18 protein-coding genes are annotated in these 19,185 nt (G+C 60.7%); 6 read left to right on the top strand and 12 right to left on the bottom strand.

All coding sequences use genetic code 11. The annotated features are described in order from the left end of the window. Position 1 precedes the first annotated feature (1 nt). From tssJ to tssA, 11 genes are read right to left on the bottom strand one after another with little or no spacing between them, the layout of a single operon-like run. The gene (gene tssJ / locus HX801_RS22550) at positions 2–484 is read right to left on the bottom strand and encodes a type VI secretion system lipoprotein TssJ (protein WP_023658927.1); all 483 of its coding nucleotides are present in this window, start codon (positions 482–484) and stop codon (positions 2–4) included. Positions 485–489: 5 nt separating this feature from the next. Next, positions 490–1,671 carry a type VI secretion system-associated FHA domain protein TagH gene (gene tagH, locus HX801_RS22545; RefSeq protein WP_177022760.1) on the bottom strand — a complete coding sequence of 394 codons (1,182 nt, stop codon included), beginning with the start codon at positions 1,669–1,671 and terminating at the stop codon, positions 490–492. 18 nt (positions 1,672–1,689) lie between these two features. Then, positions 1,690–1,821 (bottom strand): hypothetical protein, encoded by a 132-nt coding sequence (locus tag HX801_RS22540; RefSeq protein WP_003208049.1) that lies wholly within the window; start codon positions 1,819–1,821, stop codon positions 1,690–1,692. Positions 1,822–1,854: 33 nt separating this feature from the next. Further along, a complete protein-coding gene (locus HX801_RS22535) occupies positions 1,855–3,387 on the bottom strand; it encodes a sigma-54-dependent Fis family transcriptional regulator (RefSeq protein ID WP_177022759.1) in 1,533 nt (510 codons plus the stop codon). Next, on the bottom strand, positions 3,387–5,951 hold the full coding sequence (gene tssH, locus HX801_RS22530) for a type VI secretion system ATPase TssH (protein ID WP_177022758.1): 2,565 nt from the start codon (positions 5,949–5,951) through the stop codon (positions 3,387–3,389). The genes HX801_RS22535 and tssH overlap by 1 nt, the downstream gene beginning before the upstream one ends. A gap of 12 nt (positions 5,952–5,963) precedes the next feature. Next, entirely contained in the window at positions 5,964–6,971 is a 1,008-nt protein-coding gene (gene tssG / locus HX801_RS22525; RefSeq protein WP_177022757.1) for a type VI secretion system baseplate subunit TssG, read from the bottom strand. Further along, complete coding sequence (gene tssF, locus HX801_RS22520) at positions 6,935–8,710, bottom strand: type VI secretion system baseplate subunit TssF (protein WP_177022756.1); 1,776 nt, start codon at positions 8,708–8,710, stop codon at positions 6,935–6,937. Before tssF ends, tssG begins: the two co-directional genes overlap by 37 nt. Beyond that, entirely contained in the window at positions 8,700–9,125 is a 426-nt protein-coding gene (gene tssE, locus HX801_RS22515) for a type VI secretion system baseplate subunit TssE (RefSeq protein WP_102369329.1), read from the bottom strand. Before tssE ends, tssF begins: the two co-directional genes overlap by 11 nt. After that, positions 9,122–10,597, bottom strand: coding sequence for a type VI secretion system contractile sheath large subunit (gene tssC / locus HX801_RS22510; protein ID WP_177022755.1), 1,476 nt, complete (start codon positions 10,595–10,597; stop codon positions 9,122–9,124). Before tssC ends, tssE begins: the two co-directional genes overlap by 4 nt. 28 nt (positions 10,598–10,625) lie before the next feature. After that, positions 10,626–11,123: a type VI secretion system contractile sheath small subunit gene (tssB, locus tag HX801_RS22505; RefSeq protein WP_177008256.1), complete on the bottom strand. Its 498-nt coding sequence runs from the start codon at positions 11,121–11,123 to the stop codon at positions 10,626–10,628. A gap of 32 nt (positions 11,124–11,155) precedes the next feature. After that, positions 11,156–12,709: a type VI secretion system protein TssA gene (gene tssA / locus HX801_RS22500; RefSeq protein ID WP_087694184.1), complete on the bottom strand. Its 1,554-nt coding sequence runs from the start codon at positions 12,707–12,709 to the stop codon at positions 11,156–11,158. Positions 12,710–13,185: 476 nt separating this feature from the next. On the opposite strand from tssA, the gene HX801_RS22495 reads away from it, so the two are divergent. After that, on the top strand, positions 13,186–13,701 hold the full coding sequence (locus HX801_RS22495) for an Hcp family type VI secretion system effector (RefSeq protein WP_003208034.1): 516 nt from the start codon (positions 13,186–13,188) through the stop codon (positions 13,699–13,701). Between the two features lie 55 nt (positions 13,702–13,756). Here the strand turns inward: HX801_RS22495 and HX801_RS22490 are convergent, their stop codons facing one another. After that, a complete protein-coding gene (locus HX801_RS22490) occupies positions 13,757–14,578 on the bottom strand; it encodes an aldo/keto reductase (RefSeq protein WP_177022754.1) in 822 nt (273 codons plus the stop codon). Between the two features lie 108 nt (positions 14,579–14,686). Between HX801_RS22490 and HX801_RS22485 the strand changes: the two genes are divergently transcribed. The 5 genes from HX801_RS22485 (at position 14,687) to HX801_RS22465 (ending at position 19,113) form a co-directional block, all read left to right on the top strand. Then, positions 14,687–15,181: a DUF1543 domain-containing protein gene (locus HX801_RS22485; RefSeq protein WP_008437003.1), complete on the top strand. Its 495-nt coding sequence runs from the start codon at positions 14,687–14,689 to the stop codon at positions 15,179–15,181. Between the two features lie 104 nt (positions 15,182–15,285). Next, on the top strand, positions 15,286–16,386 hold the full coding sequence (locus HX801_RS22480) for a polyamine ABC transporter substrate-binding protein (RefSeq protein WP_177022753.1): 1,101 nt from the start codon (positions 15,286–15,288) through the stop codon (positions 16,384–16,386). Positions 16,387–16,411: 25 nt separating this feature from the next. After that, entirely contained in the window at positions 16,412–17,830 is a 1,419-nt protein-coding gene (locus HX801_RS22475) for an aminotransferase (protein ID WP_177022752.1), read from the top strand. Positions 17,831–17,886: 56 nt separating this feature from the next. Further along, a complete protein-coding gene (locus HX801_RS22470) occupies positions 17,887–18,744 on the top strand; it encodes a response regulator transcription factor (protein ID WP_102370284.1) in 858 nt (285 codons plus the stop codon). An 87-nt stretch (positions 18,745–18,831) separates the two neighbouring features. After that, positions 18,832–19,113, top strand: a complete 282-nt coding sequence (locus HX801_RS22465; protein ID WP_003208024.1) for a peptidylprolyl isomerase — start codon at positions 18,832–18,834, stop codon at positions 19,111–19,113. Positions 19,114–19,185: the final 72 nt, after the last annotated feature.

The following is a 19,185-nucleotide window of genomic DNA, read 5'->3' as shown; positions in this document are numbered from 1 at the left end:
GTCAGTCGCCCGCCTTCGCGGGTTGCGGGTTGACCAACCGAATGCCGGCCTGATCAAGGATCAGTTCAGCGCCGGTCAATCGCTGCGCGGTCACCGGCAGCACATAGCGCCATTGCGAGTGAGGCAAATCACGGTACGCCGCCAGCACGCCGACATAACGACTGCCGGGCTCGAGACTGAGTTTGAGCGTGGAGTGATCGCCGGGGCGCAACTCCAGCTCTTCGAGGTTCACCAGGTCCTTGGGCAACGTGTGCTCGGCATGAGCATAAAGGCTGAAAAAGTCCGCATTTTCAAAAGCCACGGGGTGTCGAAGCTCCATCAGGTGCACCACGATCGGCGACGGGCGACCATGGAGATCAGGGTTGACCCGTTCGCTGGCGGTCAGTGTCAGGTCCAGCTTGGTCAACTTCGAAAAGGGCGACAGGGAGCAACCACCCAGCAAACCCATTACAGCGCACAACAATGCAACGGTGACTCGGGACATGAAGATCATCCTGGATAACGGTGAAGGGTTGAGATCAGACGAATCTGTTCCTCGTACGCCTTGGCGAAGTCGCTGCCCAGCAGGCGCTCGCTCAAGTGCTCGTCCTCGATCAGTGCCTGGTAATGGCGCTGATACGCGCGCCAGCGGGCGCCACACCGGGGAATCAGCGGCGGCCTTGCCTGGCGTTCGAAGCACAGCAGCAAATGGCCGGGCGCAAAGGCTGCCAGAGCGCCGCGTACTGCCGCGCGGCAGGCCGCCAGCAAGGCCACCTCGTGAGCCTGCATGTCGCGGTACGCCCGCATCACAAGCATCTCCGCGGAAACCTGCCCCAGCTGCCCGACACCCAGCAGCGACCCCAAGGCCGCACTGGCGTCTGCGCTGTCTCTAAGTGGGTTGGGGCTTTGGAGCGGCGTCTGGGTGAGTGCCAGTTTCAGCTCTTGCCTGAGCTCGTTACGGGTGCCCAGGCTCTGTTGCAACCCTTCAGTCATTTGCCGGAGCAAGCTCGCGGCCTTGATCGCCAGGACTTCTCTTGCCGACTCATCGAGGTCGCCCAGATCAATACCGAGTGCCTGCGCAAACCCCAACCAGAATGGCCCTGAGCCGTGACCTGGAACGGGCGATTGCGGACTTGGGGCAACCTGGCGCGCAGGCTTCACAAGCTCGGGAACCGTCAGGTGATCCCGGTCCGCCGCCGCGTGGTCCGTCCAGCGCAATGTCTCGTAGGTGGTCATGTTCAGGGCCGCCAGCTCCTGCGACCCGTCCTCGCGCTGCAGTTCGCTGGCCAGTGCCCGCAGTGGGTCCAGCTCAAGGAATGCATCATCGGGAATCAGCCTGTGTAATCCGTCCTGGCCCTGTCCCAGCGGTGGGCTGACCAGTCGTGCGCGAATACTCAGCGGCCCCAGCTGAAATACCGCGCCGTCATCTATCGGTTGCTGCTGCCCCTCATGCAGACGCTCACTGCGGCCTGCCAGGCGGGTTCCATTGCTGCTGATATCCGTCAGGAAATACCGGCCGTCACGATAACTGATCACCGCGTGACGACCGGAAACCTGGCGACTGGTGTCAGGCAGGGTCCAGTCGCAACCGGCCCCCCGGCCGATGACGCCCCCCACACCGTCAAAGACTTTGCGCAGCGCCGGCGCGGACTCTGCTGGGCCCGCAGGGCACACCTCAAACACTAGCTGCATGGCAGGACTCCTCCGCGCTCACAGGCCACGACCGGTGGACCGTGGATCACCCAGCGGACGGTAGTCATCGTCGTCAAAGACATGATTGGTGTTACAGCCACTCAGCAAAAACAACACAAGCACCAGGGCTTGCCACTGACTAACAGGCATCAGGTATCTCCCGGAATTGAAAGGGTGTGCCATTCAGCACTCTCCCTGGACTTCGCCAAACGGAATGTCCAGGCGTGCAAGGCGGTACAACAACGTGCGCCGGGCGAGGCCCAGTTCACGGGCGGTGCGGGTTCGATTGCCACGGTTCTTGCGCAGGCAGTCGATCAGCACTACCCGCTCGACTCGCTCCATGCGCTGGCGCAGCGTTGCGTCGACAGCGGGCGCGGACAGGGTTGATGGCAGCGATAAATGCGCAGGCAGGATCACCTCGTCGTCGCACAGCAGCACCGCCCGCTCCACCATGCATTTGAGCTCACGAACGTTGCCGGGAAAGTGGTGGCTGGACAGTTGATCCAGGGCCGCACTCGACCAGCCCACCGTGGCTCGCCCCAACAGTGCACAGGCCTTGTCGGCGAAATGCCGGGCCAGTTGCAGCACGTCCCCGTCCCGCTGGCGCAGCGCCGGCAACTCGATAGGAAACTGCGCCAGCCGGTAATAAAGGTCCTCGCGAAAGCTTCCTTCAGCCACCATGCTGGTGAGGTCCCGGTGGGTCGCCGCGACGATTCGCACGTCGACCTTGTGGGACGTGTTGGCACCCAACGGCCGAATCTCGCCCTCCTGCAGGACCCGCAACAACTTGGCCTGCAGTGACAGCGGCATATCACCGATTTCGTCGAGCAGCAGCGTGCCGCCGTGGGCGGTGTCAAACAGGCCGGCGTGGTCTCTTTCGGCCCCGGTGAACGCGCCTTTGCGGTAACCGAACAACTCACTTTCGAGCAAGCCTTCGGGAAACGCTGCGCAGTTTTGCACCACAAATGCCTTGCTGCTGCGCGGGCCGGCAGCATGAATGGCCCGGGCGACCACCTCTTTACCGGTGCCGGTCTCGCCCCGGAGCAGCACGGTGTAGGGGCTATGCACCACCTTGCCGATCAGGCGGCACGTCTCGTCCATGGCCGTGCTGTTTCCGATCAAGCCGTAGGCGCTGGTGCTGCGGGTGCTGCGAACCACCTTCAACGCACCGGGAGCCCGGCGCATTCGCCGCAACAGGGCCAACTGGCTCAAGACAAAACTGCCCAATTGGCCCAGGGACGCACCGTAGCCAGCCAGCTCCGTCGCTCGCAGGCTGGCACACAACACCATCCCGGATACCTGCTTGCTCGGCCCCGGTAACGGCACGCACAGGAGTGATTGCCAGGACGCCGCGCCCGCTGGCAGAAACCCCGTGTCATACACACTGCTGCCTGCCTCGGTGAGGTTAAACACCCGGTTCTGTTGCAGCACGTACTGCAACAGTTGCTCGTTCCGAAAATCCGCGCCCGAGCTCACAACCGCCCCTGGCGGCGACAGGCCCGGCAAATACTGGGCAGCCAGTTCGAGGCGGCCGGTGGCCTGGTCGAGCAAGTACAACTGGCCAAGCTCGCAGCCGCTCAATTGCGCGGCGCCTGCCACAAAGTCATCGGCCAATGTCGATTCGTCACTATTGATGCCCAACCGGGTAAACCATCCCAACAAGGCAGCGGCGTAGTCCAGCGGGCTTGGCAACTGGGTAAACGGATTGTCCGCCATCAGCTGAACTCACAGATTACGGTGCCGTTGGCATCCAGCCTGGCATGGACGAACTGCAGGGACTTGCCAACGGCCATCGCATCCAGCAGGCGATCCACCACCTGCGGCAACAGGTTTTCCTCGATCCATTGGTCGACAAACCGCGCGCCACTCCCACTGTGGCTACAGTGCTCGGCCATGTGTGCGACAAGATCCCCTGCGTGACTGAATGCGAGCTTGCGCTGAAGCAGACGCTGGCCCAGGCGCTGAAGTTTGTGTTCAATCAGTTGGTGCAGCACCGCGCCTGCCACCGGGTAATACGGCACGACTCGCATACGGGCCAGCAGCGCCGGCTTGAAATGAGCTGTCAGTACCGGCCGGATCGCGGCGTGCAGTACTTCGACAGCCGGTCGTTGACTGTCGGCGCACAGCCCGGTGACAAGATCGCTGCCCAGGTTGGAAGTCATCAGGATCAGGGTATTGCGAAAGTCGATTTCACGTCCTTCTCCATCATTGGCTACCCCTTTGTCGAACACCTGGTAAAACAGGTTCAGGACATCCGGATCGGCCTTTTCCACCTCATCGAGCAGCACCACTGAATAGGGCTTTTGCCGCACCGCCTCAGTCAGCACCCCGCCCTCCCCGTAACCGACATAACCCGGTGGTGCGCCGATCAGCCGGGACAGTGAGTGTTTCTCCTGGTATTCAGACATGTTGATCGTGGTGACAAAGCGCTCGCCGCCATACAACAGGTCGGCCAGGGCGTGGGCTGTTTCAGTTTTGCCGACACCACTGGGGCCCACCAACAGAAATACCCCCACGGGGGCATCAGGCCTGTTCACGCCGGCCGCGACAGCCCGCAGGCAACGGTCCAGGACCTGCACGGCACCTTCCTGGCCGAGGATGCGACCACGCAGATCATCCGCAAAGTTCAGGACCTTCGCGCTGTGTTCGCGGGCAAGCTGCTCCAGGGGAATACCCGTCCAGGCGCTGATAACCTGTGCCACCAACCGTGGGCATACTTCGAAGCTGAGCAATCGCTGTTCGTGCTGTATGGCCTGCAACGCCTGATGGTTCTGGGCCAGGAGCGGAGCGAGAGCCTCAGTGCTTTCGCCAAGGTTACCGGCGTCGGCCAGTTGCTGGCGCAGCGAGAGCACCTTCTCGGCCAGTTCGCGCTGGTGGGTCCAGCGTTGTTCAAGCTGGAACTGTGCAACTTCTACTTCATCCAGTCTCCGGGTGAGGTGCTGCAGCACCTGTTCATCGATGGCCAACCCCGCGTCGGCATCCCTGCGCACGGCACGTTGCTGGCGCGTGCCCTCGGCCAGTTCGGCGCGCAACTGCTGCAGTTCGTCCGGCGCCGTGACCAGGCTGATCCGCACACGGGCACAAGCGGTGTCCAGCACGTCCACAGCCTTGTCCGGCAACTGGCGGCCGGCCAGGTAGCGGGCACTCAACTGCGCGGCGGCGACCACGGCGTCATCGCGCACGTAGACTCCGTGGCTGGCCTCATACACCGGGACCAACCCACGCAAAATCGTCACGGCATCGTCAACCGTCGGCTCGTGCACCTGCACCGGCTGAAAACGCCGCGCCAACGCCGGGTCTTTCTCGAAGTACTTCTTGTACTCCGACCAGGTCGTCGCGGCGATGGTACGCAACTCACCTCGTGCCAGCGCTGGCTTGAGCAGGTTGGCGGCATCGGAGCTGCCGGCCGAGCCGCCTGCGCCGACCAGGGTATGGGCCTCATCGATGAACAGGATGACCGGTTGCGGCGAGGCGTTGACCTCATCGATCAAGCCTTTGAGGCGGCGCTCGAACTCACCCTTGATACTGGCACCGGCTTGCAGCAGGCCCATGTCCAGGGTCAGCAGGCGCACCTTCCTGAGCACCTCTGGCACTTGCGCGCTGACGATCTGCAGGGCCAGGCCCTCGACTATCGCGGTTTTCCCGACACCCGCCTCGCCCACCAGAATGGGGTTGTTCTTGCGCCGCCGCGCGAGCGTATCGATCATTTGCCGGACTTCGTTATCGCGACAGAGCACGGGGTCGAGTTTCCCGTCCCGGGCCTGGCGAGTCAGGTCATGGGTAAAGCGCTCCAGCAAGGAACTCCCCGCCTCAGCGGGAGCCGCCTGCGCGTTTTCACTCAAGAGAAATCCGAGCACACGCGGTGCATCAAGCGTGCTCATCACCGCCTGGTAACGGCTGCCAGCGTGCTGCATCGGGTTGCGCAACAAGGCGAGCAGCAAGGCGCCATGGTCCACTTCCCGTCGGCCCAGCTCCAGATGGGCAACCAGCAACGCCTGCTGCAGCCATTGCACCAGGGCGGGCGAAAACACCGGATTGCGGGGCGCACTCTGGTCGACCCGAGGTTGCAGCACGGCCTGCAATTCCCCGGCATCCACGCCCGCATCCTGCAGCGCTCGCATAAGAACACCCTCGGGATGCTCCAGGAGCGTCAGCAGCAAGTCTTCCACCAGGACCTCGCCGCCGCCCCGGGTGACACAACGCTCGGCGCTGCGTTCCAGGTCGCGCCGTGTGGACGCCGTCAATGCCTGGATAAGTTGTTGCAGATCCACATTCATCATATCCATCAATCCCTAATGATTTTTACTGGCCAGGATGACCACGCCGTCTGCCCGCTCATGCCCCAGCCAACTGGTCCAGCCCAGGCGGCAGACGTCGTGCTCGCCAAGGTGCAACGGCCGGACCTCGCCCGCCGCCAACACCAGTCGCACGTCGTATTCCAAGGGGTCCCGGGCGGCAAAACGCACCAGCGCACACAGCGGCTCGTAACCCGCCCCGGTGGGCAAAAACTCGTGAAAACGCTGCCAATCGAGTGCCAATACATGAACCCTGAACATGCCACTGCGGTCGATAAGGCACTCCCCCAGCACCAGGTCCGAACCCAACGAGCTATAGGCGCGACCAAGGTCATTGCGCTGCTCCTGGTCGATCACTACCCTGCGCTCGACCCACTGCTCGATGACCAGCCGGTTGTGCTTGAAGTAATAACGCAGCACGGTCTCGATCAGCGCGGCGGAGTGCACGCGCAGGCTCAGCAGCCCCAGGTAGGGCAAAAGGCGTTTCCAGTTCAGTTGAGCCGCGCTGCGAATCGCGCTGCCACCCAGGCCCACCCATGCAAACATCTGCTCGGAAAAGGGATCGCGGGCGCCCGTTTGAAAACTCGCCTGATAACGATATTTTCGCCAGATCGGCACTATCAGCCGGTGCAGGCGATGGTGAAAAAGATCAAGAAATTCCCGCGTCGGATTACCGCCCGCTACCTCGGCAAAGGCTTGCTCGCCATAGAACGCCGGCAGCGGTGACCCTGTACCAAACAGGCCCAGCACATTGAGGCGAAGCCGTGCCCGCAAATGGCCGTGCTCGACAAAAAACTCCACACGATCAATGTCGTTGCCGGGAAAGCCAAAGCCTGGGTTGGCCTGGAACTCCAATTGATCGTAAAGCGCCTCATCGTCCAGCGAGGGATGCGCCTCGCGCAGGCGCTCGATAATCTGCGCAACCGCCTGAAACACCGAGTACTCGCGAATCACTCGGGACAGTGCGGTTAAAGCAGGGGCTGCTGGCCCATCCGGGGTGGCCATAGGTACACGTCTCCTTGTGTGCTGATGACTCGCAGTTCGTGGTACGAGTTGAGGCTGGCGTAAAGCGCGAAGAACTCGTTGAGCACCGAGGCAAAGACGAACACGTCGCCCTCCCCCAGGTAGCCTTCAGGATCGATGGTGAGGTCAACCCGTAAGCCGCGAAATGGCAGGCCTCGGTGCAGCCGGTCTACGGGCTGGTGACTGATCGAACGGAGGGCGCCCAGCCTTCGCCTGCTGACCTTTTCCACCTGGCGGTCGTGATAACGCGGCAGGTCGTAGGTTTCGAGGATCACCCTCAAGGCGTTGATATCGGTCAATGACAGATAGTTGAGCGACATATTGCTGATCAGTCGCCACAGGAAGTCACTGTCCAGGGGTGGCGCAAAGCTGGGGGTTGCCGCGGTGATGTTGCGAAACGAGAGAAACTCGGGCGTCTGTTCGCACGCCTGATTGATATCGCCCACCTGCAGCAGGCATGGCAGGTTGTGGTTGGTGCAGGTCAGTTCAATCGACAGGGTTTCCTGTTCATGCACTGGACACCGGTCGAAACTCAGCCAGGTATCCAGGCCGGCATGTTGCAGGGATGGCCGCTGGCGAACGCCATAGCTGGGCGCGGCGCTGCCAAAATCGTGCTCAAACGATTCGAACGGAACATATTCCTGGTACCCGAGGCCTCCCGGCCGCCATCCCGTGACCTTGTCGACGGAAAATACACCGCAGTTCCCCCTGGCGTATTCGCCAGGCAACAACAGGTATTCGTCCTGCTTGCCGTCCAGGCGAATCGGTACGCCGTCGTGCTTGAACAGATTGACGATGGGCGTGCAGTACAGCTTCACGTTGTCCAGGGTAGGCGCCATTCGCTCAATACCGCGACCACGCATGTCGAAGCGTAACGTCACGCCATGTAGCTGCTTGAGTACGTCAATAGGCAACCTGCTCAACGCGCCAAGGCCACTCACATCGACAAACAGGTATTTGTCGGGAAAGGCGAAGTACTCCTGCAAATGGCGATAGCCACGAAAGGTATTCAACGGATAAGGGATCAGTGCCTCATCCTCGGAAAAGCCCACAGGACTGATATCGTTGCTGGACAGACGCAATGAAACAGGCTTGCCGTCGGCGCCGATGACCGGCAGCCCGTCGCGCCCGAAAGGCTGCAACTCGAACCCGTCCAGGTGACGCAAAAGCCCCAGGTAAAGCGCCTGGCTGACGGGCTGCTCCCCCGCGAGATGCAAACGCAGGCAGTTCAGTTCCAGCTCACTGAAGTTGCCCTCGGCCGTCATCTCCAGACGCAGGCAGAGCAAAGCGCCCTCGCCCTGTACCGAGTACTCCATGGCGGCCAGTTGCAGCGGCAAGACCTGCGTCGGGTAACAGGTACGAAAACGGCAGCGTTCACCGTCGATCGCAATGCTTTCCACCGGTGTATCCCGCTCGACCCTGATGGCCGGCCCTGTGCGCTTGAGCGGATCAAACTGCAGCATGCTGAACGACGGCAGCGGCCGCATATAGTTGGGCCACAGCAGATGCATCAACGAGTGACTCAACTCCGGCAATTGATCATCAAGCTTCTGCCGCAGGCGACCGGTGAGGAATGCAAAACCCTCAAGCAACCGTTCTACATCCGGGTCCTGGCCAGCGTCCCCAAGAAACGGCGCGAGTGCCGGGTTGCGCTCGCAGAAGCGTCGCCCCAACTGTCGCAGTGCGCTCAGCTCGCCCTGGTAGTAGCGGTTAAACGACATCCGGTTTGACCTCGACCCGTGCGCCGTGAGCCAGGCTGGCGCAAAAGGCGACCGCTTGCGTCATGCCATTGACTTCCATGGCCCCCTCGATGGAAAAAGCCAGCACCATCGGGTCACGGTCCTGTGGCAATGCCTTGACACGGACATCCTTCAGACGGGGTTCGTAGGCCTGGATAAAGCGCTCAATCAGGAACCGAGCCTGGCTCAACGCGTCATGCAGGCTGAGGCGCATGTCATTCAGATCAGGTAACCCGTAATCAGGTAGCGTCTGGACACTGCCCGCACGGGTGCTGAGCATTTTCGCCAGATGACCCGCCACGGATTCCACGACGCAACCTTGCGGGCTGCGCCCCACGCCGGACTCCAGGCGCTCGAAAAGGCTGCGGTTTTGGCTAATCACGTGGCGGCGGCTCATTCTTTATCGAGCTTGCCGACGAGCGACAGAGTGAAGTCTGCCCCCATGTACTTGAAGTGCGGGCGAACGCTCAGGTTGACGCGATACCAGCCGGGCTCCCCGTCGACATCACTGACAACAATGCGCGCAGCCCGAAGCGGGCGCCGTCCACGCACTTCGGTGCTGGGGTTGTCCTGGTCGGCGACGTATTGGCGAATCCATTTGTTGAGTTCCAGCTCAAGGTCGGTGCGCTCCTTCCACGACCCCAGCTGTTCTCGCTGCAGGACCTTGAGATAGTGGGCCAGGCGATTGACGATCATCATGTACGGCAATTGGGTACCGAGCCGGTAATTCAGCTCGGCAGCCTTGCCTTCGGCACTGATTCCAAAAGACTTGGGTTTTTGCACCGAACTGGCGGAAAAGAACGCTGCATTGTCACTGCCCTTGCGCATGGTCAGGGCAATGAAGCCCTCTTGCGCCAGCTCGTATTCGCGTCGGTCGGATACCAGCACCTCGGTAGGAATCTTGGTTTCGATCTCGCCCATGCTGTGAAAGTGATGCAGCGGCAAGTCCTCCACTGCACCACCACTCTGCGGGCCGATAATGTTCGGGCACCAGCGATACCGGGCGAAACTGTCCGTCAAGCGGGTAGCAAAGGCATAGGCCGTATTACCCCACAGATAGTGTTCGTGGCTGCTGGCCACATGTTCCTGGTAGGCGAACGTCTTGACCGGACAATCAACGGGATCGTACGGCGCACGCAATAGAAAGCGCGGTACGGTGAGGCCGATGTAGCGGGCATCTTCGCTCTGGCGAAAACTCTGCCATTTGGCAAACTGCGGCCCTTCAAAATGGTCCTTCAGGTCCTTGAGGTCAGGCAGGCCGGTAAAGCTCTCCAGGCCGAAGAAGCCAGGGCCGGCCGCCGCAATGAACGGTGCATGAGCCATGCAGGCCACGCTGGAAACGTACTGCATCAGCCTGACATCGGGAGCACTGGGGGAAAGGAAATAATTGGCGATGATTGCCCCTACGGGCTGGCCGCCGAACTGACCGTATTCGGCACTGTAGATGTGCTTGTAGAGTCCGGACTGAGTCACCTCCGGTGAGTCCTCGAAGTCATCCAGCAGGTCCTGGCGGGAGACGCTGAGCAGTTCGATCTTGATGTTTTCACGAAAATTGGTGCGATCAACCAGCAACTGCAGGCCACGCCAGGAAGACTCCAGTGCCTGGAAGTCGGGATGGTGCAGGATTTCATCCATTTGCTGGCTGAGCCTTGCGTCAATCTCGGCAATCATCCGGTCAACCAGGCGCTTCTTGACCGGCTCGCCCTTGTTTTGCGGCTTGATCAGCTCCTCGATAAATGCCGAGACTCCACGCTTTGCAATGCTGTAGGCCTCGTCGTCGGCGCTGAGGCGGGTCTGGGCAATGATGTTGTCGAGAATGCTGTACTCATCCGTGATAGGCGCATGCGACGGGCTTTGGCTGGTAGTCATGGTGTCAGTGTCCTTTTAACTGAGAGAGTCATACGGCGGAGCTGTCCAGCCCCAATTCAGCCAATACCCGCTTGCGCGAATCGTCATCGGCGAGGGCATTTTCAATGGCCTTTCGAAAGCTCGGCGTGTTGCCCAGCGGCCCCTTGAGCGCCACAAGTGCATCGCGCAGGTCCATGAGCGTTTTCAGCTCGGGTATCTGCTCAACCAGCTGTGCAGGATTGAAGTCCTTCATCGAATTGATCCTGACCCGGATCGCCAACTCGTCAGGTTCGGCTGAATCCTGCAGCCGGTTGGGGACGCTCAAGGCCAGGCCCAAGGCCTGCTTGGCCAGCACCTCGTCGAGGCTGTTCTTGTCGATGCCGACGGGCTTGCGGTCTTCGAGCTTGCGCAGGTCTTCACGCTGGGTGAAGTCACCAAGCACCAGCAATTTCAACGGCAGCTCGACCTCTTCCTGCGCAGTGCCGACGGCGGGTTTGAACGTGATATTGATGCGTTCCCTGGGGGCTACCGAACCTTCTTTCGCCATGGTGTTTCTCCTTTTTCGGGGGGCTCGAAAGCCTATTCAAGTGCCGCTTCGAGATCGAAGTGGCACAGCCTGCGATGGACATCTTCCTTGCGCTCACGCACGGAATGGCTTTGGGGCAATACGTCACAGCAGCCATGCAAGAGCTGCAGCACTTCAACCGCCAGCTCGGGCTCCCAGCGCTGCAGGCCTGAGTGCTGCAGCTCGTGGTCCAGGTGATCGAGCTGGACTTTGGCCAGGTCATGCTTGCCTGCCAGCAAACACAACCTGGCCAGGCCAAGCCGCCAATGAAACCGGGCACGATCACCTGTTGCGGTTTGCATGCCCTGCTTGAGGGACCGCACAGCCACCTTGAACCCGTCCTTGCGCAGCACGGGCATGACGTCGTGCAACGCTTTGTCCCAAGGCGCAGCCGGGGCATCAGGTGCCGACCTGAGTGGAACCGGGGCTTGCAAATGGCGGGCAACCTGGGTGTTGATCCAGCCACGGGTGACGTCGTCGGCGAAGGGTGTTCCGTCGTGGAAGCGCAGCTGTGCAAGCCCCGGCAAACGCTGGAGCAACAGCGCGAAGTGCACTTCCAGCTCGGTCATGGCCAGGTCGGCCTGGAGTGCCTGCAGGCACTCCCACACCCGGTACAAGCCGTCGAACCAGAAAGGTGCTCCGGCCAGGCTGCCCTCAAGCTCCAGCAGCAGGTCGGTATGCTGCCCTTGGGCAAAGCGCTCCTGGTACCGCTTGAGCTTGTCGGGCGCCGGCCCGCGCAAAGGCGTTACCTGTTCGCTGTCACAGTCCGGAAGACTGGTGATCGTCAGCCAGGTCAACGTTCGGTTCAGACGCAGTGCGCGCAGGTCAGTGGCATTCTGGCGCTGCCACCAGGCCGACAAGGGCCGGGCATGTTCCTGCAGCGTGCGCAGCAGCTTGTGGGCGTCCTTTTCGTTTTCCACAATGGGCTCGGGCGCCATCAACTGAGTCGCGACCTGCTTGATATGGGCGATCACCCCTGTGCTACCGCCTGCTGGAGGTTCGCTTTCGGTGGACTGTTGCAATCGGTCCGACAGCTGCCTGCGAACCGGCAGTAACAGTGGCGCATCTTCGAGAAGGTGTTCGGTCCACAACTCGTCCAGCCGCGCCAGGTGTTCGAGCATGCAGTGGAACAAGGGCCGCTGATCCTTGAGCGAAACAGGTTGTGCAAGCACCTGCTCGAGGCGCGGGACCAGCCAGCCAAAGGCGGCACTGCGGGTACGCAGCTTGCCCGGATAAACGACCGCCCAATGATGCTCACAGAGGTAGCGCAGCAATCCGAGGCCTGCGAGTAGCCCGGGGAAGGATTCGCGCTGATGCAAGGCCCAGGTCAACCAGACAGCGACCCGCAAGTCCTTGGACTGGTGGCGTAACAGCGCCTCGCTTTTTTCCACGACCCATTGCCAGTCAGGCTGACTGTTTCCGTGAATGGAGTGCGCCTTGCCCAGTTCAGTTTCAAGCGCCTCATACTCGGTCGAAAAACGCATATCGGCCCCCGCATAACTCGTTTTCGAGTTGGGTGCCTGCGCAAGTTCGAGGTAATAATCGGAAAGCCTGTCTGAGTAAACCATTATGGGCCGCACTTTACTTTCCTGAGCATGTTCAGTGAACTAATGGCCATTCAAGCGCACATCAGGACATTGATTAAAGTTTGCCTTCCCTACGAGAAGAGCACGAACCTTATCCATGCAAAAAGCATTGTTCAAGCCACCAAATAGCAGTTAAGGAGTTTCCTACAAGAATAGAAAAATCGCCGACGCGCAAGAATTTGCGCAGCCAAGGCGCCAGGCATCATCATGAATGAGGTGAACTCTGCGAATAACACCGCCCATCAACATGAGCAACTAACTGCACACTCCTGCGCAAACAAATACAACTCAATCGAATTAAAACCTTTAATGCCGCTCAAAATAAAAACCGATAAAACCTTAACCCCCTGCTTTCATTGACGCTCGAACTTTCCGGCACGCTTCTTGATATCGAGCATTACCCGGCCGGCAAGTCCGTCGGCCGGGACGACCTCATTTATCAGGCAAGGAAAACCGTCATGCCAACACCCGCGTATCTATCCATCACCGGCACCAAGCAAGGCTTGATCACGGCAGGCACGTTCACCCAGGACTCGGTCGGCAACATTTACCAGGAAGGCCATGAAGACCAGATCCTGGTGGAAGCATTCCAGCATCAGGTGATCATTCCCCGTGACCCGCAATCCGGCCAGCCCACCGGCCAGCGTGTGCACAAGCCCCTGATGATCAGCAAGGTATTCGATAAATCGTCGCCATTGCTGTTCAGCGCATTGACCTCCGGGGAAATGGTCAAGTGCCGCCTTGAGTGGTACCGAACCTCTTCAGCCGGAACCCAGGAACACTACTTCACCATCGAGTTGGAAGACGCGATCCTGGTGGACATCCAGTCACGGATGCCCAATTGCCAGGACCCGAACAACGCACACTTCACGCACCTGGAGGATGTGTATTTCACTTACCGGAAAATCGTCTGGACCCATGAGGTCTCCGGTACCTCTGGCTCTGATGACTGGCGCAGCCCGGTAGCCGGCTAAGCAGCCACCGAAACAGAAACGGCATCGCCATGGACGGCACCGTTTCTGTCGGCCACTAGACCATCGCCAGCGGATGCTTGCGCTTCGGCGCCCCAAAAACCCGGTCAATCGCGTCCAGGTCGTGCTCATCCAGCACCAGCTTCGCCGCTGCGGCATTGAGCCGGACATGCTCTGGCGTAACAGCCTTGGGAATCGCGATCACCCCGTCCTGGCGCAACACCCAGGCCAGGGAAACCTGGGCGGGTGTGACCTCGTGGCGACGGGCAATTTGCTTGAGGGTCGGGCTGGCCAACAGCTCGCCACCCTGGGCGATGGGACAGTAGGCCATCAAGGGTAAATTGTGTTGCTGCCACCATGGCAGCAGGTCGAACTCGATGCCGCGCTCCTCGATGTTGTAGAGCACCTGATTGGTGGCACAGGCCGGGGAAGCCAGCTCCTGCAGGTCTGCCACATCAAAGTTGGACACACCCCAACGACCGATCTTGCCTGCCTCACGCAAGCGCTCGAAGGCTTCTACCGTTTCTTCAAGGGGGTATTGCCCACGCCAATGCAACAGATACAGATCAATGTAGTCGGTGCCCAGGCGCTGGAGACTGGCCTCACATGCACGTGGAATGCCCTTGTGGCTGGCATTGTGCGGGTACACCTTGCTGACCAGGAACACCTGGTCGCGCTTGCCGCGAATCGCCTCGCCGACGACTTCTTCGGCACCGCCTTCGCCATACATTTCAGCGGTATCGATCAGGGTCATGCCCTCATCGATACCCAGTTGCAACGCGGCCACTTCGACGCTGCGCTTGCCGGGATCCTCGCCCATGCGCCAGGTCCCCTGGCCGATGACAGGGACGGGTACGCCGGCCAGATCAATGGTGCGCATGACAACCTCCTGATGAATTTGCGAATTAACAGTGTGGCACCGACTGGACAAAAGGGTTCAATCGAAGGAAGGTGGCCCTTTCCATCCCAGCCATAGAAAGGGCCTGCAATGCTGTTTGTGGTCATGTTGGGGGGTAAGCACCCCCGGGCGAAAATCGAAGTGCATGATGTGGTGTTCGCCGTCGCCGACACCCTGGAAGCCGCCTACCCGCAACTGCGCGAGGGCTGGTTTGGCAGCCAGAAAGGTGTGCATATCGACTCCTGGATGACGGTGGATGGCGTTGACGGCTGGAAAGTCCAGCTCAGCCACCTGGCGCCGAACGCCGGGGCGCCGCGCCTGTATTTCATCAACCTGGGCGGGTATGAATCGAACGTCTTTGGCGAGGCACACCACTACCTGCTGGTGGTTGCGCGTACGGCCAGGGAGGCGGCAGCCCAAGGCAAACAGCAGATGCTCACGCACTGGACGCAATCCCACACCGACGGCGTACTGGATATCGACGACTGCCTGCCCATCGACCTGGTAGACGGGCGCTACATCCACCTGGAACCCGGCGTACACCGCCCGGTCGTCACGCGAAACGACTACATCGTACTGCCCTGACCGCCTCCTACCCGAACGGGGTATGGCGCCCCACCCGCCACCTGCCTGAAAGTGCAATCAGCCCCTCGGCCTGACAACAAGCACAACATCAAGGTGGGTTCGCCATGCATAAAGCCGTTATCGCCCTGTTCAGCGCTGTCTTGCTTGCATCAACGTCCGTCAGCCAGGCCGCTGACGACCCGGGCAACACCTTGCGCATCTACAACTGGGCCGATTACATCGGGGAACACACCCTCGCCGACTTCGAGAAAGCCACCGGCATCAAGGTGATCTACGACACCTACGACTCCTACGAAACCGTGCAGGGCAAGCTGCTGTCCGGGCGCTCGGGTTATGACCTGGTGGTGCTCAACGCGTCCCTGGTGCCGCTGCTGATCAAGGCCAAGGCCTTCCGGCCCCTCAACAAAGCGCTGCTGCCGGACTGGAACAACCTCGACCCGCAAGTGCTGAAAAGCCTGGAAACCCATGATCCGGGCGTGACCTATTCCGCGCCTTACACCTGGGGCAGCAATGGCGTGACCTACAACATCGACAAGATCAAGGAACGCATGCCGGATGCGCCCATCGGCTCACTGGCGATGATCTTCGATCCCAAGATCGTTTCGCGCTTCGCCGACTGTGGCATCACCTTCATGGACTCCCCTACCGACATGATCCCGCTGGCCCTGACCTACCTCGGCCTGGACCCCAACAGCGTGGCGCCCAAAGACCTCAAGGCCGCTCAGGACGTGCTGATGGCCGTGCGCCCGTACATCCGCAAATTCGACTCCAGCGGCTTTATCAACGGCCTGGCCAATGGCGAGCTGTGCATGGCCACCACCTGGTCCGGCGACTACGCCACGTCCCAGGCCCGGGCGGCGGAAGCCGGGGCCAAGGTCAACCTGAGTTACTTCATCCCCAGGGAAGGCTCGCTGATCTGGTTCGATAACTTCTACATCCCGGCCGACGCACCCCATGTGGCGAATGCCCACAAGTTCATCGAGTTCCTCCTGCAACCCGAGGTTATCGCCGGCGTCAGCAACACCATTCACTACGCCAACAGCAACCTGGCCTCCAAGCCCTTCGTAAATGCCGATATACGCGACAACCCGGCCATCTACCCGGACCCGGCGACGATGCAGCGCTTGTTCACCCAGAAAAGCCAGTCCCAAGCTGCCGTGCGCCTGATCACCCGTACCTGGAATGCCGTGAAGACCGGCAAGTGAAACCCAGCCATTGAAGGTAAACGCCATGACCCTGCCAAATCCTGACTTTTTCGCCCAGTTCGACCACGACCAACTGGACGCCGCCGACAAGGCCCATTACATGCACGGTTTTCATATGTTCGACGAACACCGTGAACAAGGCTCACTGAATATCGCGGCGGGTGACGGCGCCTACATCTACGACACCGCCGGCAACCGCTACCTGGATGCGGTCGGCGGCATGTGGTGTACGAATATCGGCCTGGGCCGCGAGGAAATGGCAGACGCCATCGCCAACCAGGTTCGCCAGCTGGCGTACTCCAACCCGTTCTGCGACATGGCCAACGTCACCGCTATCGAACTGTGCGCCAAGCTTGCCAGCCTGGCTCCCGGCGATCTTGATCATGTGTTCCTGACCACCGGCGGTTCCACGGCTGTCGATACCGCCTATCGTCTGGTGCAGTTCTATCAGAACAGTCGCGGCAAGCATGAGAAGAAACACATCATCTCGCGCTTCAGTGCGTATCACGGCTCGACGTTCCTCACGATGTCCATCGGCAACAAGGCCGCCGACCGCGCGCCGGAATTCGATTTCATGAGCGACTTGTTCCACCACATTTCGTGCCCCAATTACTACCGGGCGCCGCAGGGCATGAGCGAGGCGCAGTTCCTCGATTTCCTGGTGGATGAGCTCGAAGACAAGATCCTGACCATCGGCGCCGACAAAGTGGCCGCGTTCTTTGCCGAACCGATCATGGGCTCGGGCGGCGTGATCATTCCGCCCAAGGGTTACCACCGGCGCATGTGGGAAGTCTGCCAACGTTATGACCTGCTCTACGTGGCGGATGAAGTGGTGACGTCCTTCGGCCGGCTGGGAAAATTCTTCGCCTCCCAGGAAGTGTTCGACATGCAACCGGACATCATCACCACCGCCAAGGGCCTGACGTCCGGCTACCTGCCGTTGGGCGCGTGTATTTTCTCGGAGCGCATCTGGCAAGTGATCGGCGAGCCGGGCAAGGGCCGCTGCTTTACCCACGGCTTCACCTACAGCGGCCACCCGGTGAGTTGCGTGGCGGCGCTGAAGAACATCGAGATCATCGAGCGGGAGAACCTGCTGGCCCATGTCGAAGACGTCGGCGTGTACCTCGAACAGCGCCTGCAAACCCTGGCCAGCCTGCCGCTGGTGGGCGATGTGCGCTGCCAGCGGCTGATGGCCTGCATTGAGTTCGTCGCCGACAAACACACCAAGGCGCTGCTGCCGGACGCGGTGAACATCGGCGAGAAGATCCACCTGCGGGCCCAGGCCAAAGGCTTGCTGGTACGGCCCATTGGCCACCTGAATGTGATGTCGCCGCCGCTGATCATCACCCATGCCCAGGTGGATCAAGTGGTGGAAATCCTGCGCCAGTGCATCCTCGACACCGCCGAAGAGCTGCGCCAGAGCGGCGAGTATCAAGGCCGATGAGCCTGGGCGCCCCGGTGCTTTTGCCGGGGCCCTGGCCGGCGGGTAGACTGGCCGGCATGAACGAGCATGCCGATCACTGCCCTGCCCCGTCCTTCCAGGTGCTCGACGCCTGGAATGGTGCGTTGGCCCACGCCTTCGCCAGCGTCGACGAAGCGTCATTCCTTGAACACCTGGCCTGCGCCCTCAGTGCGCTGACCCCTATCGAATCGATGATGATCAGCCTGGAGCGCCAGGGTCAGGCGCCACACTTGCTCTACCAGCAAGGCATCCCCCGGCCGCACTACGAAGAGATCATCAACCGTTACTTCTCCCGGGGCTACCTGCTGGACCCGTTCTGCCTCGCGGTAGACAAGGGCCTGGCCGAAGGTTTCTACCACCTGGCGCAGATCGCCCCGGACGATTTCTTCAACAGCGAGTACTACAAAACCTACTACCTGCGCAGCGGCGGCGCCCAGGAGAGCTACTACATCGTCGACCTGTGCCCCAACAGCAAGATTTCGTTGTGCATGTTCCAGGGACTGAGTGCCGGCCAGTTCAGCGACGAACAACTGGCACTGCAACGAACCGCCCAACCCATCGTGCGCGAACTGCTGCGCCGCTTCGGCACCACGGGCGGGCTGTGCAAGGTGATCAGCGACGAGGCCTTCACCCAGACCCAGGTGCATCAGCAGATTGAAGCGGCGTTCATGCATTTTGGCAGCGGCGTATTGACCGTGCGCGAACGGGAAATCGCCCATCTGATATTGCGTGGGCACTCGGTGAAATCCACCGCGCAGGTGCTCGGCATTTCCCCGGAAACCGTGCGCATGCACCGCAAGCATTTGTATACCAAGCTTGAAATCAACTCCCAGGCGGAGCTGTTTGCGCTGTTTATCGATTGGCTGACCCACAGCGGCGTAATGGCCCGATCCTGACCGTCCAGGCAACCCAGGGGAACTTTGCCAGGAAATAACCACCTGAATCCGGTACGCTCAGCATTTTTACCCAAGGAGATACCCCTCATGGCCAAAGCCACCGCCCGTCACATCCTCGTTGCCACCGAAGACAAGTGCAACGAACTGAAAGCGCAAATCGAAGGCGGCGCCGACTTCGCCGAAGTTGCCAAAGCCAACTCGTCCTGCCCGTCCAGCCGTCAAGGCGGCGACCTCGGTTCGTTCGGCCCGGGCCAAATGGTCAAGGAATTCGACACCGTCGTATTCAGCGCCCCGGTCAACACCGTGCAAGGCCCAGTGAAAACCCAGTTCGGTTATCACCTGCTGGAAGTAACCAGCCGTCAGGACTGATCAGTCCGCGCTAATGTTTAAACAACGGCCCACCCTTTGGTGGGCCGTTGTGCATCTGTGACAGTGTGATGA

This window comes from Pseudomonas sp. G1002 (assembly GCF_013385455.1).
Taxonomy (GTDB): Bacteria; Pseudomonadota; Gammaproteobacteria; order Pseudomonadales; family Pseudomonadaceae; genus Aquipseudomonas.
Note: the sequence above shows the minus strand (reverse complement) of the source record. Positions and strands in the feature narration are given on the sequence as shown.

Excerpts from the sequence above, each read along its gene's own strand:
- tssJ (WP_023658927.1), bottom strand. The coding sequence starts at position 484 with ATGTCCCGAGTCACCGTTGCATTGTTGTGCGCTGTAATGGGTTTGCTG.
- tagH (WP_177022760.1), bottom strand. The coding sequence starts at position 1,671 with ATGCAGCTAGTGTTTGAGGTGTGCCCTGCGGGCCCAGCAGAGTCCGCG.
- HX801_RS22540 (WP_003208049.1), bottom strand. The coding sequence starts at position 1,821 with ATGCCTGTTAGTCAGTGGCAAGCCCTGGTGCTTGTGTTGTTTTTGCTG.
- HX801_RS22535 (WP_177022759.1), bottom strand. The coding sequence starts at position 3,387 with ATGGCGGACAATCCGTTTACCCAGTTGCCAAGCCCGCTGGACTACGCC.
- tssH (WP_177022758.1), bottom strand. The coding sequence starts at position 5,951 with ATGATGAATGTGGATCTGCAACAACTTATCCAGGCATTGACGGCGTCC.
- tssG (WP_177022757.1), bottom strand. The coding sequence starts at position 6,971 with ATGGCCACCCCGGATGGGCCAGCAGCCCCTGCTTTAACCGCACTGTCC.
- tssF (WP_177022756.1), bottom strand. The coding sequence starts at position 8,710 with ATGTCGTTTAACCGCTACTACCAGGGCGAGCTGAGCGCACTGCGACAG.
- tssE (WP_102369329.1), bottom strand. The coding sequence starts at position 9,125 with ATGAGCCGCCGCCACGTGATTAGCCAAAACCGCAGCCTTTTCGAGCGC.
- tssC (WP_177022755.1), bottom strand. The coding sequence starts at position 10,597 with ATGACTACCAGCCAAAGCCCGTCGCATGCGCCTATCACGGATGAGTAC.
- tssB (WP_177008256.1), bottom strand. The coding sequence starts at position 11,123 with ATGGCGAAAGAAGGTTCGGTAGCCCCCAGGGAACGCATCAATATCACG.
- tssA (WP_087694184.1), bottom strand. The coding sequence starts at position 12,709 with ATGGTTTACTCAGACAGGCTTTCCGATTATTACCTCGAACTTGCGCAG.
- HX801_RS22495 (WP_003208034.1), top strand. The coding sequence starts at position 13,186 with ATGCCAACACCCGCGTATCTATCCATCACCGGCACCAAGCAAGGCTTG.
- HX801_RS22490 (WP_177022754.1), bottom strand. The coding sequence starts at position 14,578 with ATGCGCACCATTGATCTGGCCGGCGTACCCGTCCCTGTCATCGGCCAG.
- HX801_RS22485 (WP_008437003.1), top strand. The coding sequence starts at position 14,687 with ATGCTGTTTGTGGTCATGTTGGGGGGTAAGCACCCCCGGGCGAAAATC.
- HX801_RS22480 (WP_177022753.1), top strand. The coding sequence starts at position 15,286 with ATGCATAAAGCCGTTATCGCCCTGTTCAGCGCTGTCTTGCTTGCATCA.
- HX801_RS22475 (WP_177022752.1), top strand. The coding sequence starts at position 16,412 with ATGACCCTGCCAAATCCTGACTTTTTCGCCCAGTTCGACCACGACCAA.
- HX801_RS22470 (WP_102370284.1), top strand. The coding sequence starts at position 17,887 with ATGAACGAGCATGCCGATCACTGCCCTGCCCCGTCCTTCCAGGTGCTC.
- HX801_RS22465 (WP_003208024.1), top strand. The coding sequence starts at position 18,832 with ATGGCCAAAGCCACCGCCCGTCACATCCTCGTTGCCACCGAAGACAAG.